The 14,872-nt window shown below is 68.8% G+C and carries 13 protein-coding genes; 6 read left to right on the top strand and 7 right to left on the bottom strand.

Annotation, left to right across the window (positions count from 1 at the left end):
* Positions 1-387: 387 nt before the first annotated feature.
* From ACGFT2_RS16370 to ACGFT2_RS16350, 5 genes are all read right to left on the bottom strand, one after another.
* Positions 388-669, bottom strand: a complete 282-nt coding sequence (locus ACGFT2_RS16370; protein WP_393278341.1) for a WXG100 family type VII secretion target — start codon at positions 667-669, stop codon at positions 388-390.
* 58 nt (positions 670-727) lie between these two features.
* Positions 728-1,069 carry a WXG100 family type VII secretion target gene (locus tag ACGFT2_RS16365; RefSeq protein WP_393278339.1) on the bottom strand — a complete coding sequence of 114 codons (342 nt, stop codon included), beginning with the start codon at positions 1,067-1,069 and terminating at the stop codon, positions 728-730.
* A gap of 108 nt (positions 1,070-1,177) precedes the next feature.
* Positions 1,178-2,416 carry a S8 family serine peptidase gene (locus ACGFT2_RS16360; protein WP_393278337.1) on the bottom strand — a complete coding sequence of 413 codons (1,239 nt, stop codon included), beginning with the start codon at positions 2,414-2,416 and terminating at the stop codon, positions 1,178-1,180.
* A gap of 57 nt (positions 2,417-2,473) precedes the next feature.
* Positions 2,474-4,285, bottom strand: coding sequence for a hypothetical protein (locus tag ACGFT2_RS16355; protein WP_393278335.1), 1,812 nt, complete (start codon positions 4,283-4,285; stop codon positions 2,474-2,476).
* Positions 4,282-4,734, bottom strand: coding sequence for a hypothetical protein (locus tag ACGFT2_RS16350; protein ID WP_393278333.1), 453 nt, complete (start codon positions 4,732-4,734; stop codon positions 4,282-4,284). Before ACGFT2_RS16350 ends, ACGFT2_RS16355 begins: the two co-directional genes overlap by 4 nt.
* Positions 4,735-5,261: 527 nt before the next feature.
* Between ACGFT2_RS16350 and ACGFT2_RS16345 the strand changes: the two genes are divergently transcribed.
* The 4 genes from ACGFT2_RS16345 (at position 5,262) to ACGFT2_RS16330 (ending at position 9,445) form a co-directional block, all read left to right on the top strand.
* Positions 5,262-5,780 (top strand): hypothetical protein, encoded by a 519-nt coding sequence (locus tag ACGFT2_RS16345; RefSeq protein WP_393278331.1) that lies wholly within the window; start codon positions 5,262-5,264, stop codon positions 5,778-5,780.
* 75 nt (positions 5,781-5,855) lie between these two features.
* Entirely contained in the window at positions 5,856-8,183 is a 2,328-nt protein-coding gene (locus tag ACGFT2_RS16340) for a hypothetical protein (RefSeq protein WP_393278329.1), read from the top strand.
* A 47-nt stretch (positions 8,184-8,230) separates the two neighbouring features.
* Positions 8,231-8,773: a hypothetical protein gene (locus ACGFT2_RS16335; protein ID WP_393278327.1), complete on the top strand. Its 543-nt coding sequence runs from the start codon at positions 8,231-8,233 to the stop codon at positions 8,771-8,773.
* Positions 8,774-8,824: 51 nt separating this feature from the next.
* The gene (locus ACGFT2_RS16330; RefSeq protein WP_393278325.1) at positions 8,825-9,445 is read left to right on the top strand and encodes a hypothetical protein; all 621 of its coding nucleotides are present in this window, start codon (positions 8,825-8,827) and stop codon (positions 9,443-9,445) included.
* A 144-nt stretch (positions 9,446-9,589) separates the two neighbouring features.
* Here the strand turns inward: ACGFT2_RS16330 and mycP are convergent, their stop codons facing one another.
* Both mycP and eccB read right to left on the bottom strand, forming a co-directional pair.
* Positions 9,590-10,855, bottom strand: a complete 1,266-nt coding sequence (gene mycP / locus ACGFT2_RS16325; protein WP_393278323.1) for a type VII secretion-associated serine protease mycosin — start codon at positions 10,853-10,855, stop codon at positions 9,590-9,592.
* 32 nt (positions 10,856-10,887) lie between these two features.
* On the bottom strand, positions 10,888-12,417 hold the full coding sequence (gene eccB, locus ACGFT2_RS16320) for a type VII secretion protein EccB (protein WP_393278321.1): 1,530 nt from the start codon (positions 12,415-12,417) through the stop codon (positions 10,888-10,890).
* 197 nt (positions 12,418-12,614) lie between these two features.
* Between eccB and eccE the strand changes: the two genes are divergently transcribed.
* Together eccE and ACGFT2_RS16310 are read left to right on the top strand one after the other, a co-directional pair.
* Positions 12,615-13,952: a type VII secretion protein EccE gene (eccE, locus tag ACGFT2_RS16315; RefSeq protein WP_393278319.1), complete on the top strand. Its 1,338-nt coding sequence runs from the start codon at positions 12,615-12,617 to the stop codon at positions 13,950-13,952.
* Positions 13,949-14,737 (top strand): hypothetical protein, encoded by a 789-nt coding sequence (locus tag ACGFT2_RS16310; protein ID WP_393278317.1) that lies wholly within the window; start codon positions 13,949-13,951, stop codon positions 14,735-14,737. The genes eccE and ACGFT2_RS16310 overlap by 4 nt, the downstream gene beginning before the upstream one ends.
* The last annotated feature ends 135 nt before the right edge of the window (positions 14,738-14,872 follow it).

The following is a 14,872-nucleotide window of genomic DNA, read 5'->3' as shown; positions in this document are numbered from 1 at the left end:
GACCGGGGCCCTCGCCTGCGAGAGGGGGGGTGGCCGGGAGCACTGGGCTCCGGGCGGATCGGCCGGCAACACTGGGCTCCGGGCGGATCGGCTGGGAACCCGCGGCCTCGTAGGGGGCCGACCTGAGATGCTCGGCTTCGGGCGGGCCGGCCGGCCGGCCGGGAACACACGGCCACAAGCGGGCCGGCCCGGGATGCTCGGGTTCGGGCGGGCCGGTCGGAAATGGGGAGAGTCATCGGAGGTGGGGAGAGTCACCGTCGCCCGCGCGTCTCCCGCACAGCTCGCGTACCCCCTGCCCCCTCCCCCTCCCCCCGCGCATGACGACGGGGTGGACACCCTCCGTGCGTGTCCACCCCGTCACCGCGCCGTCGCGCCGTACCCGGCCACTTACTGGAAGTAGCTCGCGGCCTTCTTGTCGCCGCCCATGTAGTCACCGCCGGCGGCGTGGACGACCTTGCCGATGGCGACGAGCGCCTCGTGGATGCCACGCGCCTCGCGGTCCCAGGCGGCCTGCTCCTGCACGTACGTGTTGTGGGCCTCGCCCTCCCACATGCTGGAGACGCTCTGGACCTTGCTCTTGATGGCCTCGAGTCCCTGCTCCAGCTTCTGGGCCTGCTGGCCGATCTGGGTGGCCATCTCGTCGAGACGGTCGTAGTGAACCTCTGTCACGCCACTGTCGTGAACGCCCATGATTCCTCCGTTGGTGAGAAGTGTGGTCCGGCCGGGGTCAGTAGTTCGTGAGCGCCGAGTGCGAACCGCCCAGGTCCACGTCGATGCTCTGCACCTTGGCGCGGACCTCGTCCTCGGTGTTGTCGTTGATCTTCATGGTCGTGTTCATGGCCTCGATGAACTTGACCAGGATGTTGCCCATGCGGACCATGCGCTCGTTGATCTCGGTCTGCTTGGTGTTGAACGCACCGGCGCCGATACCCTTCCAGTGGCCCTCGAGCGTGTCGATCAGGTGCTGGAGGCGGCCGAGCTGACCCTTGATGTCATCGAACTGGTTGAGCAGTTCCTTCTCGAGGCCGGCTACCTGATCTTTGGTGATCTTCTGCGTGCCTGTCGCCATTTCGATGCCTTTCTTCGTGGACTGACCTCGCCGGGTGCCGAGCAGGACTCGGCACCGCGGCAAGCGGGACGCTGCTCGCCCGGTGGCGAGCAGGTGTGCGGAGGGAACTCAGCGGTGACGACGCGCCCGCAGTACGCCGTAACCAGCGCCCACGATGACCAGTACGGCCGCTGCGGCGCCGAGGATCACCCCGGTCTGGACACCGCCGCCGGAGTCGGTGTCCTTCGCGGCGGCGGAGCTGGGAGCGCCGGCGGAACCGGCGTTCCCGGTGGGCTTGCCGGAGGGGGACTTGGCCGAGGGGCCGGGGTCCGGCGACGCACCGCCGCCGTTCTCCTCGGCCAGTGGGTCTACGCCGGCCGGCCCCGGGTCGATGTCCTTGTTGACCAGGACGCGCCGGGGGCGGACACCGCCATAGCCGAGGTACTTGCTGGGCTTGCCCTTCGGCCAGTCCCGGGCTGCGGTGTCGATCAGGGTCCGCAGGACCTGGTTGGCCGTCCAGTCCGGGTGAGCGGACCAGACGAGGGCGGCGGAGGCGGAGGCGATGGCGGAGGCGGGGCTGGTGCCGTCGGTGTCGCAGTACTCGGTGAACTGTCCGTCGCACCAGGAGGGGACGTTCAGACCTGGAGCCGCGAGGTCCACGTAGCCGCCATAGGAGGAAAATTTTCCCACCGTGCCGGACTTATCCAGAGCGGCCACACCGACCGCGTATGGGTAGATGGCCGGATATGCGGCGTAATTCCCCTTGTCCCCGTCGTTGCCGATGGAAACGAACATCAACTTGCCCTTTTCCGCCGCGTACTTCATGGCGGATTTGACACCATCTTCAGCGGTCGGACCACCGAAGGACATGTTGATGATCTTTGCGTCGCTGTCGGCCGCGGCCCGAATCGCTTTAGCTTGATCCGGTGTCCTGCTGATTTCCTCGGCGCCCCTCAAGCCCCCCAGGTCGATACGGAAGGGAATGATCTTGGCATCCGGAGCAAGGCCCTTGATGCCGCCGCCGGCTCCGGTACCGGCGATGAGTTCGGCCATGGAAGTCCCGTGGCCGTTGCGGTCGCTGGTGACGTGGTAGGCCACGGACTTGGGCACCTCATCGACCAGCACCTGCCCCTTGAGAGAGGATGTGGCCGGGTTGACCCCGCTGTCGATCACGGCAACCTTCACCCCCTTGCCCGTGCTGATCTTCCAGATTTCGTCAGCACCCATCGCGTCCAGGTACCACTCCTTGGACTGAACGTCGAGGGCGACGGCCTCCGGAGCAAGCGCTGCCGACGTGATGACGAGCGCACCGAGCGCCGAACACACGGCCGACAGACGCCGTGCATTGCGCCTCGTCAGGAGGGCCACCCTCGTGCTGCCTCGGCCGGTCCCTGGCTTCATGCCTATGTACGTCCTCGCTCGTGTTCAGTCGCTCGTCTGGGGCACATCGGGCCGCTTCTGCGACTGGGGGCGCTGTTCCCTGTCCGCCGTTCCACCCGGGCGGCCTCCCCCTCCACCCGGGGTCTGACGACTGCCCACGGCACCACGACCGAGCCCCGCACCGCTGGACTCGGCGCTCTTCGCAGACTTCCGGGGCGCGCCGATGGCACCTTCAGGGTTACTCGCCGCGCGCAGGGGCGCTTGGCCCGCGCCGGGTTCGGCCTTCGCCGCCGGAGCGCCCACGACTCCTCGCTGTCCGACGGTGCCCTTCGATGGCGTGGAGGTAGCCGGTTCCTCGGCGCCGACGACCATACCGCGCGGGACACGGGGATTGGTCGTCCCTCCGGGTGTACGACCGGTGACTGGCTTGCCGCCGACGACGCCGTTGCGCGCCTGACCGATAGGGCCGGTTGATCCCGTGCGCCCGCCAGGCGTGCCGGTGGGCCTGGGAGTTCCGCCGGTGACAGGACGACCCATCGGCGAACGACCGGCCTGAACAGGTCCTCGCGCACCCGGCTGGCCCGTTGGGTTCACCCTTCCCATGGCGCGAGCGGCCTGTGCCATGGGCCCCTGCGGCACACGACCACCGGATCCGGTCCGACCTGCCTGACCCATCGGGCCCTGAGGAACGCGTCCGCTCGAGACGGTACGTCCTGTCTGACCTGCGGGCCCCTGCGGTACTCGACCGCTCCCGACGGTACGCCCCTGGGCTGTCGCAGGAGGCCTGCCAGCCGGTCCATACCCGGAGGTACGACCCGAGGTGGGTGTGACGGGAGGCGCCATCGGCCCAGTGGGCAGCGGGGGCATCTGCCCTCCACCCCCACCGGAGGTCGGCAGGGTAGGCCCAGAGGGGCTGGGCGGTGTGGCCGGCACCTGGGGAGGCAAAGTGGTCGTTGTGTTGATTTCCGTGCCGACGTCGCGGCCGGGATGCGCAATGGGTTCGTGCACTTCCCGGGGGTGCGGAACGTGCCCCTTGGCCTCTGTGTCATTCAACGTAGTCGCACCGGCGTGACTCTCAGCCACATCGCCCCGGACCACGGCCGTCGACGCCGACTTCGACCCACCTGAACCGTACCGTCGCTTCTCCTCGCCGAAGCCATACACCTTCGGCACCCCGACGTCCGTGATCGGCTTGAGCGGCTGCGGCTCCTCCTGCTTGCCCAGGTCGATCGCGGCGACCTTGTAGTACGAGGCCAGCCGGTTCATCTGGTTGACGGCCTCTTGCCGGTGCTTCTCGACCCTCACCGCGGCCGCGTAGTCAGGATTGCCGTCGACCTGTTTGGCCTTGGGAAGCTCGGTGGGCAGCTTCTGCTCGTGTGCCGGCCGGGTGTCCCTGGGCGGCATGGAAACGCGCGCGGACGCCAGGCCGGTAGCCGCCACGGAGATATGGGTGCCCGCCTGGTCGGCATAGCCGGCCAGGCCGTGGGTGTACGCGATGAGCTGCTGCGTCCATCCGTGGAAGGAGTCGGCGCCCTCGCCCTCCCAGTCGACCTTGAAGTGCTGCTCCAGGTCCTTCGCGGCCTTGCGGATGGCTTTGCCGGCGTCGAAAAGGGACTTGCTGGTCAGTTCGAGGTGCTCGGGGTTGGCGTGCTCGACCAGGTCGATCATGTCGTTGAGGTCGTGCCCCTCGAAGTTCGTCGACCCGACGAGGTTGACCCGGACGCCACCGCCGAAGAACGGCATGTGCGCCAACATGTTCTGCGCGGTCGTGAGAGGCGCGACCTGCCGGCCGACCTCTTGATCGACCCCCTGGACGGCCGCTTTGTACTCGGGCTTCTGCTTCCAGTCGTCACTCACTTGAGGTTCGTCTTCCCCGTCGACTTGTTGCCGCCCTGGTGTCCCGCCTCCTGCTTGTCGGCGGGAGCAGCCTTCTTCAGGTCCTCCTGGTACTTCTTCATGTCCTCTTCGTACTGCGTACCGATCCGCGTATGCAGCTGCCAGAAGCGCTGCCGGACCTCTTCCTCGGTTCCGTCGTACGTGGCATCGGCCGCGTGCGAAGCGAGCTTCAGCGACTCGATGTGCAGCCCCAGCGTCTTCGACAGGTGGGTGAGGCGTGCGTGCACCGTCTCGTACGCCGAGTGCAGATCCCCCGCCTCGTTGAAAGGTGCGTGCGTTCCACCGAACGACGCCCTGCTGAGCGACTGCTGCGCGACCTTGGACGGGCCTCCATGGCCGCCCTCGAAGTCCGCTAGCGCGTCGTCGAGCTTGCTCTTGAACGCCTGCAGCGCATCGATGCCTCGCCTCATGCCTGAGCCGCCACCGCCAGCCACCGCGACCCCTTCCCCGTCTCCCCGTTGATACAGCCCCGCAGACCGAGCGGCTCCCGGCCGCATCCGGTCCATCGCCGACCACTGTAGTCACTGTGTAAATCGCGGCCAACTGAACTCTGCGACGGTTCAGTTGCAGTGCCGTCCCGATGTGACCGACTCGCGGCTGACAGAGATCGACAAGGCGGTCAATCGCGACAGAAGGGTTCCATCATCTGCACGGAAGCTTCACGTGCACGCGTCGGACGCGGTATGAGCGGGGGCTGGGGAGGGAACTTTGCAACCACAAAACCCGACTCGCGGACGGTCGGTCCGCGGGCGCCGGTCCGTTCGGGGGTCGGTCCTCGGCGTACCCCGCCCGGACGACTGACCGACGGTCGCCGGACCCCTCTGCGCCGAATTTTCACGCCCGACAGGTCGCACATAGCAGACATGACGCAAATTTTTGCCAGCCGTGGTTGCTAGTTTGGCGGACGCCGGACTAACCGCGGGGGAAGGGGCCTTCCATGGCATGGGACGAATGGGAGCAGCTCAAGACTGAGGCTGCTCAGGGGCAGCCGACACATATGCGGCTCAACCATGTCGATCCGGGTGGTGGCACCTACGGCCCCTATGTCCTGCCGAGCCAGACCGGTGACCTCAAGGTGGGTCACCAGGACCTGGAGAAGATCGGCGGCTCCGCGCACCATCTCTACAACCAGCTCTGGGACAAGGCGCGCGTGGCGACGCCCAGCAGCGACTCGGCGGCCGGTGATCTCTCCAAGCAGGGCTTCGCCCTCGGCGCCGGGCTGCAGCACGTGTCCACCCGCTGGGAGGAGCAGTTGAAGTCCCTGATGGACGCCTGCGCCCAGATCTCCAATCACATGCAGACCACCAAGAAGGTGCATGCGAACGACGAGAACTACATCCAGCGGCAGATGAGCAGCATCGACGCGTTGGACGACGGGTTCGACGAAAGGGTCGGGGCCCCGGGGAAGAAGAACTCCATCTACGGAGAGAAGGCCAAGGGCGAGAAGAAGGAGTAGCGGCACCGGAGGAGGCGGCGACACCTCCCTTCGCGTCAGAACCGACACCGCTACCCAGAGGACGACCGACCCACCATGGACTTCAACGCCCTGTACCACGCCAACTTCAAGCTGTTCGACGACGCGGTCTCCGACTGGTCGACGCTGGTGGAACATCTCGCGGACCTGAAGAAGGACGCGGAGGACGACCTGCACAAAGCCGCGCTCAAGGCCGACTGGGCCGGCGTGAACGCGCAGGTGTCCCGGCAGTTCGTCGGCAAGACGGCCGGCGAGTTCGGCGACGCCCACACGCAGGCCACCACGATTCACAACATCCTGCTCGACACCCAGGGCGAACTGAAGGCCTTCCACCAGCAGTTGAAGGACGCCGTCGCACGCGGCCAGAAGAAGAACCTCACCGTCGTGGACGACGGCGGCGGGAAGTTCTCGGTCATGGGCAACACACGGCCCGACTGGAGTTCCGACCCCAGCGGCAAGACGGGCGCCACCGACCAGAAGGACGTCGACGACCTCCGCGACGAGATCCAGGGCATCCTCGGCAAGGCCACCGAGAGCGACAACTCGGCCAAGACCGTCCTCATGGCTCTCGTAGACCAGACCAGGCTGGGCTTCTCCGACGCCAGCTATGCGAACCGGGATGCCGCCGCGGATGCCGTCAAGGAGGCCGACAAGCTGGCGAAGCTCGCCGCGAAGGATCCGGACGACCTGTCCGTGGAGGACTTCGACCTGCTCAACGCCGGGCTGAAGAAGTACGCGAACGACCCGTTGTTCTCCGAGCGCTTCGCCCGCGATCTCGGGCCGCAGAAGACGCTGGAGTTCTGGACCGGGCTCAGCGATCCCACCCGGGGCAACTACGAGGTGGGGCACAAGCGCCTCGACCAGCTCGACGACCTCCAGCGCAACCTGGGACTGACGCTGGCCCACGCCACGCAGAGCGATTCCGCCGACATGACCGAGTGGAAGCGCAAGATGATCGACCTCGGCGACAAGCCGCTCTACGGCGACCGGGGTGGCCCCATGGGCTTCCAGGTGATGAGCAACCTCATGCGCACCGGGGACTATGACGACCAGTTCCTGAAGGACTACGGGACCAAGCTCATGGTCACGGAACGGAAGATGACCGGTAACGGCGAGCACGGGAACCCGTTCTGGCAGCACCTGGGAGGGAGTGCCTGGCTGAACCGGATCGGCGACGACAGCGGAAACGACCCGCTCACCGGCTATCTCAAGGGCCTGTCCAACAGCCCCGACGCCGCGACCGACTTCCTCAACCAGGAGTACGTGTCCAAGGACGACCCGGACGACCCCTTCGAGCGGGACACGGACGGCAACGGCAAGAAGGGCAAGGTGTCGCTGTCGAACTTCCAGTACCTGTTCGAGGAGCGGGACTGGCCGCAGGAGTCCAACCTCCACGGCGACGACATCGTCACGGGCCAGAACAACCTGGCCCTGGCCCTGGAGGCCGCCACCACGGGGCACCCGGCCGGCGAAATGCCCACGGCGGACACACCTCCGCATTCGGCCGATCAGGCAAAGCTCATGCGGGCACTCGTCGACTCCGTTTCGGACGACCCGAGCCGCGTGAAGGATCACTCCTACATGTCGGACAGTCTCGGGCAGATCGGCTCCGAGTATCTGCCCGACATCCACCGCGCCATGGCCGACGGTCCTACGGTCCGGGACGGCAAGTCCGGCTGGGATCTGCTTTATCCGCTCGGGGGCACGGACGCCAAGCTCGATCACAGTGCCGTGACCCGTTTCCTCGTCACGGTCAGCCAGAACCCCGAGGGTTATGCAGCTCTGAACGTCGGCGAGAAGGCGTACACGGCGAGCCTGATGGACTACCACCTGAACCCCGATCTGCCCGCCGACCAGCGCTACCCTCATGACGCACACGAAACCATCACGAGCATTTCCCGCAAATCGGGAGAATTCAACGGCCTTCTCGCTCAGGGACGTCAGGAAGCCGTCCTGGGCCCCGCGGGTGAGCAGGACAGCGACTACGACTACGCCGTGAGCCAGAAGAAGAACTTCATCTCGGGTTTCGTCGGAACAGGCGTCGGAGTCGGCACCAGCTTCATCGCCAGCCCCGTGGTGGGCGCTGGCGTGGGCGGTGCCGCGGGCACGGTCACGTCCATGGTCCTCGAGGCTTTCTACAAGGACGACTCCGGCCAGTACCGGTCCGAGGCGGGACAAGACATCGCCACCCGATGGGAGACCATCAAGGATTCGACCAACAACATCAACTACACCGCGGCTCACGAAGCGGCCAAGGCCCATCACGCCGGCTACACGAACCAGATCGACTCGTGGGTCAGCGAAGGAACCGCCAGCGGCTTCAACGACGCGAACACTGATATCCACGCCATGGCCAAGGACATGGACACTCCGATCTCGGGCTGAGCCGAAGTCGACCGGGCGTACTTGCCATCTCTGCTTGAGGAAGCGATATGTACAGAATCTTCCGGGACGGTGTGCGCTCCACGGCTTGTCTTCTGGGCGCGGCGCTGCTGGTCGGGCTTACGGCATCCTGCTCGTCCTCTCCCACGCGGGCCTACGCGGTACCCGGCGACGTGTGTGGCACCAAGGTGACGAAGGCCGTGTTGGAGCCGTTGCTGCCTCCGGGAAAGGAGATCAGCGCTCGGCCGACGTCCGCAGTCGGCGTCAAGCGCTGTCGGCTGGTGGTGGACGAGAAGATCGTCTTCTCCAGCAGTGTGGAGAAGCATGGTGCCGGCACCACCGCCCGGGACGTGGCCCTGTCCGCCTACGGCGTGGAGCCGAACGACGCATCAGCGGACGGCGGCTACGTCGTCTATTCGCGAACGGGGGCGGTAGGTCTGGTCAAGTGTCCCGCCCGCTCGTCGGAGAATTCCGTCTGGGCCACCGTGCGAACCGAGCGCGGCGTGGAGCAGTCGGACATGCGCCGATACATCGAGGCATACGCAAAGGCCCTCTCCGAGAGCGGCGGATGCCGGTCACTGGAAGACCACTGAGGTGCGGCCACGGGCTCACAGGAGGAACTCATGAGAATGCGTGGGACGGCTGTGGTCGGCACGGTCGTGCTCGGTCTGTTGGCCGGCTGCGGTGGAGGGGGCTCCGGTGAAACCCGCTCTCTCGATGCCCGGCAGGCTGAAGCCGTGCTGCCGGATTCCGCTGCCATGCCCGGATGGGAGACCGTCGTGAAACCGGTCGCCTATCCGCTGAGAAAGTCACAGCAGTTCGGCTTCAGTCGCTGCTTCCCGGTGGGCGCGAGGAGTTCTTGCACCGGTGCCCGCTTTCTGGGCTTCTCTTCCTTCCAGGGCCGGAAGGGTCCGGACATGACCTTCCAGATCCAGACGTACTCCGACGACAGCGCTGCCCGGTCGGCGTACGGGGTCGTCTGGAAGGCGTGGAAGCAGCGCGTGCCGGAGGCGAGGAACCACTCGATCGAGAACCTGGGCGATGAGTGCAACGCGGTGCTCGGGCTGAGCGGAGCGGGGGTGCAGGGAACCGAGGGTTCGGTGATCGTGGTGCGGGAGGGCAGCGTTCTCATGATGTCGATGGCCGAATCCGGTACGCAGTTCGACATGGCGGATTCCTTCCTCACCCGATTCGCCGGCGCCTTCGCGAAGAGGGCCGAGGAAGCTCAGGCGGGCAGGACACCGACTGCCGGGGTCCGGGGCTGAGGCCGAGGCCTGGGTCCGGGACCGAGGCCGCAGTCCGGGCCCGGGGCCGAGGTCGCGGCCAGGGTCGGGGCCGAGGTGCCGGCCGCCCCCGCTCAGCCCGGTGAGGGGGGCGATGCATTGGACGCCCGTGTGGTGGCCGCGACGTCAGACTCGGCTCTCCAGGGCGCGGCGACGGCGTCTGGCGTCGCGTAGGGCCACCGCTCCCCCGCCCAGACCGGCCCCCAGGACGGCCACGCCCACCACGACGTACGTCGCGATCCGGGCCGTGCGCTCCTGGGGCGTCTCTCCGAGGGTGAGTTCGGCGGGGGTGGGGGCCTCGGCGTGGGTGAGTCCCGTGTCCGGGCGGGGAGACTCGATCGGGTGATCGTCCTCGGTGAGGGCACGCACCGGGTCCACCACCCCCCAGCCCACCAGGCGGTCGTTGCCGGGAATGGAGCGTTCGGCGGTCTGCTCGATCTGGGCCACGATCTCGGCCGGCGTCCAGTGGCGGTGCTTGGCCTTGATCAGTGCCGCCACCCCGGCCACGTACGGGGCGGAGAAGCTCGTGCCGTTGTCCGAGCAGTGGCCGCCCTTCGGGACCGTGGAGATCATGTCGACGCCGGGGGCCGCGACGTCGACGAAGTCGCCGGGCTGGGAGAAGGGCGCGCGTTCGTTGTTGCGGTCGGAGGCGGCCACGGCGAGGACACCGGGGTAGGAGGCGGGGTAGGTGTCCTTGTTCTTGCCGTTCAGGCCGCTGTTGCCCGCCGAGGCGACCACGACGATGCCGGCGTCCAATGCCTCGTCGACCGCCCGGTGCAGTTCCTCGTCCGGAGCGCCGGTCGTGTCCTGGGAGATGTTGATGACGTCGGCCTTCTCCTTGATCGCGTGCCGGATGGCCGAGACGAGGGTGTCGGCCGTGCCGTCGCCCTCGGCGTCGTTCTGCTTGATCGGGATGATCGTGGCCTCGGGGGCGAGGCCGACGAAGCCCGTGCCGTCCATGGGGCGGGCCGCGATGATGCCCGCCACGCGTGTGCCGTGGCCGACCGTGTCCGTCGTGCCCTTGGCGTTGCCGCGGTCCTTGATGGGCTGGCCCTTCTTGTCCTTCGGCGGCAGGAAGTTGGCGCCCAGGGACGCGTTCACGGCACTGGTGAGCTGCGGGTTGGCCGGGTCGACGCCGGTGTCGATGACGGCGACCCGGACGTTCTTACCCTTCGACTCGTTCCACAGCTCGTCGAGGTTGACGCGCTGCAACGCCCAGGGCGTGCTGGAGTACTTGTGGTTCGTCCTGGAGAACGTGCACTGGTCGGAGGCCGCGTCCGCCCTGGCGGAGGGCGCCGCCAGCAGGGTGGCGGCCATGGCCGCGGCCGCCGTCAGGGTGGTGCGGCGGCTGAGCGCGGACGTCAGGGTGGTGCGGCGGAGGACAGGGGTCATCGGCGCAGGCCTCGGGAGCATCGTCGTACCCCTCAGGAGCCCTGCGGCTGGCGGGCCGCCGCGGTCGACAGGCGGGGGCCGGTCGGCAGGAACTCCGACCAGGGCGCGGGGATGGGGGCGGGAGCGACGCCGGCGTATCCGAGACGGGTCTGCGCCAGCTTGGCCTCCTGCTGGAGCTGCTTGCGCTTCTGGTCGGACATGCCGATGCCCTTGTCGTCGCCCGCGCTGTCGTCGTTGGACTGGAGGGCGTAGCGCAGGCCGGTGTCGGTCACGAGGAACACACCGCCGACAGTGGTCTTGGTGCCCTGGAACTGCCGGTAGAGCTGGCCGGAGCCGGCGGTGACGTACGCGCTGGAGGAGCCGGTGGGCAGGACGGCCGGGAAGTCGGTGCCGGCCCAGGTGCTCAGGGTCGTCTCGCCGTCGTCGGGGTCGACGTGGTTCAGGACGTTGCAGACGGTGTTGCGGCTGCCGTCGGTCGTGGAGGCGCTGTTGACCGCCTTGGGCTTCTCGGTGGGCCACTTGTGCTCGGCGGCGAACGGCTCGCCCCGGACGATGGCGCCCGCGCTGACCTCGAGGGCGTGTCCGGCCTGGTTCAGCTTCACGAGGCTCTCGCTGGTCAGGAGGAGCTGGGCGACGAAGTCGGAGACCGGGGCGACCCGGCCGGGCAGCACGACGAAGTACTGCTCCTGGCCGTTGACCGGCGCCTGGAGCACCATGCCGACGCGGTTGGCGTGTTCGTCCAGCTGACCTGGGGCGTGAGCGGCGGCGGCCGGGACACCGGTGATCGGCGGGAAGGTGATCTCGTCGCCCTGGTGCAGGGTCTCGATCCACTCCTTGGTCACCTGCTGCGGGGTGCGGTCGGCACCCACCAGGGTCTGGAGGAGCAGCCTGTCGTCGGCGGCCACCGGATACGCCCGGCCGTGCGCGTCGACCACGTAGCGCTTCTTGTCCGGAGTGGCGACGTAGAGGAGTTCGCCGCCGTGCAGCTTCTTCTCGGCACCGGCCAGCTTGTCCCGGTCCCGCTCGGCCAGCACGAACGCGGCCTTCTGGATGGAACTGCCGCTGCCGCTCGGGCGTTCACAGACGGCCCACTCCTTGGCCGCCCCGGCCTCCTTGTCCGAGGGCAGCCGGTCGGGGGCGTAGGGGATGCCGATGGTGACGCCGTGCGGGATCTCGCCGTTGTCGAGGATCGACTCGTCGACGGTGACGACGTCGACGTCGCTCTGGGTGTCGAGGACGAGCTTGGCCGATGCCATGTTCAGGACCGGGTGGAGCTGGACCTTGTGCTTCGTCTCCAGCACGACGTACCGGGTGGTGGACTTGCTGGCGATGATCACCTTCTGCCCGGGCTTGTCCCAGTCCTGCGGGGCCGTCGGCTTGAACATGCCCCAGGCCCCGAAGGCCGCCAGCACGACCACGCCGAGGATGGCGCTGGGCACGATCGCGCGCAGCGGCCGGGGCGCCCCCTCGTCGGAGCCATCCGGTGACGACTGCACGAACGACGCGAGCATGCGGCGCTTCGCGAAGGTGTAGGCGTTGAGTTGGTCCCGCCGAGATGCCATCTGTGCCTGTTTCTCCCCGTGTCTCACGCGGAGCGCGCCAGGGGACCACGCTCCCCCGCCCTCCGTTGTCGGACCCGGCCCCTACTATGCCTGGTACGGAGCTGGTCTCGTGGAGCGGGTAGGGTACCTGGGCCCTCAAGGGCCTTGTTCGGTGGCCTGGTTCCAGCGAGTTGTGAGCAAATCGGGGGGATGGAGTGATGGCTTCCGGAACGCGGACGCGAGCGCGCGGCCGGTCGGCGGCACGAGGCGGCGCCGCCGGGTCCGTGACGCCGCCGCGGGGAAGGTCCGCCCAGCGCGGCGGCGAGCGACAGCAGGTCGTCCTCAGCCTCAGGCAGCGAGCGGGACAGGCCGGTTCGTTCCGTTTGCAACGGCTCATGCTGGTGGAATTGGCGGCGGCCGTGCTGCTCGTCGGCTGGGCCCTCGGCATGGCGGCCCTGGCGCCGGCCGCGGTGCTCGCCCTGCTGCTGGTCCTGCTGGCCTTCGTACGGCGGCGGGGGCGGTCCCTGCCGGAGTGGCTCGCCACCGCGCGGGAGTTGCGGGCGCGGCAGAAGCGGGCCGAGAACACCCCGATACCGCCGGGCACGGAGCCCGGACTGGTGCCGGCGGTCGAGTGCGAGCCGGCCCTGCGCACGTACTCGTACGGCGCGCGTGACCGCCGGCCGGTCGGCATCGTCGGGGACGGCACGTTCGTCACGGCCGTGCTCCAGGTGGAGGCCGACGCGACCGCGCTGCGGGCCGAGCGGAACCGCCAGCCGCTGCCGCTGGGCCTGGTGCGGGACGCGCTGGAGGTGGACGGGATCCGCCTGGAGTCGGCCCAGATCGTGCTCCACACCCAGCCGGCCCCCGCGCTGCACCTGCCGCAGCAGTCCGTGGCCGTCGCCAACTACCTTCCGCTGCAGGAGCAGACCGGTGCCCCGGCGGTCCGTATCACCTGGATCGCGCTCAAGCTCGATCCCGAGTTGTGCACGGAGGCCGTGGCCGCGCGCGGCGGCGGGCTGACGGGGGCGCAGAAGTGCGTCGTCAGGACCGCGGACCATCTGGCGAGCCGGCTGACCGGCGCCGGGTTCCGGGCGCGGGCGCTGGACGAGGAGGAGCTGGTCGCCGCGCTCGCCACCTCGGCCTGCGCCAATCCGCTGGTCACCGCCGAGGCGGGGCGCGGTGAGACCCGGGAGCGGCGCACGGAGGAGTCGGGGCGCAGCTGGCGCTGCGACAACCGGCGGCACACGACGTACTGGGTGCGGCGCTGGCCCCAGCTGGGTGGTGGCCGGGCCGAGTCCCTGCCGCAGTTCGTCGCCGGGGTCACGGCGGTACCCGCCCTGGCGACCACCTTCAGTCTGACTCTCGCGCGTGGGGAGCGGCAGGAGGTTGCGCTGTGCGGGCACCTGCGGGTGACCGGCCGCAGCGACGACGAACTCGTGGCGGCGCGGCGCGCGTTGGAGGGAGCGGCTCGGCAGGCCGGGGCCGGTCTGACCCGGCTCGACCGCGAGCAGCTGCCCGGCATGCTGGCCACTCTGCCCCTCGGAGGTGCGCGGTGACGACCATTCCGACGACTGCCCCGGCGCCGGGCGCAACCGCGCAGGGGGCGCGGCAGCCGTCCGGGCCGCGGCGGGCGGTCGAGCGGCTGCGGCACGGGCTCGGACTGGTCGGGCCCCGGCACGGCCGTCACGGCCTGTCCACGCAGCAACTGGACGCACTCGCCCTGCCCATCGGCGACGACGGCGTGGTGGCCGGCATCGACGCCGAGGGCCAGCCGGCCGTGCTCGGCATCAACCGGCCCACGCCGTACGACGTCGTCCTGATCAGCGGCCTGTGGACGGCGCAGGTGCTGGCACTGCGCTCGGCGGCCACCGGCGCCCGGGTCGCCGTGGAGACGGGCCGGCCGCAGGCATGGATGCAGATGGTGCATGCCATGGGCGGCGGGCAGAACGGACTGTCCGTGTACGACGTCGGACGAGTGCCGCCACAGGGCGCCTCCGCCGGTACGCCGGTGCTGGTGGTGCGGGACTGCGGTATGCGGCCCCCGCGCGGCCGGGTGGTGTCCGGACCCTGGCAGTCGGTGCTGACCCTGCTGCCTTATCTCAGCCCCGTCGCGCCCCGGCTGCTCAGGCAGGCACGGCTCGCCGGCATCCAGCGGGTCTCGCCGGACGAGGCGGCCGAACTGGGGCGCACGATGGGGCTGTCGCGGACCGAGGTGGAATCGCTGCCGGCACTGCCCGACGGCGTCACCCTGTGGTGCACCGACCGTGACCGGCAGTACGTGCTGACGCAACCCACCGACGCCGAGATCGGATTGTTGGGCACGCCTCGACGGATGGACTGAACTGCCCTTGTCCGTCCCTTTTGTTCAGGGTGTCGTACGCGGTTGTCCGGGGGTTGCGCAGGGATCCGGCCGTGCGGTGACCCGCTGGGCGGGTGCGCAGAGGCGGGCGGGCCTGCCACGGTGTACCTCGTGGTG

This window comes from Streptomyces sp. NPDC048514 (genome assembly GCF_043199955.1).
Lineage (GTDB): Bacteria > Actinomycetota > Actinomycetes > Streptomycetales > Streptomycetaceae > Streptomyces.
Note: the sequence above shows the minus strand (reverse complement) of the source record. Positions and strands in the feature narration are given on the sequence as shown.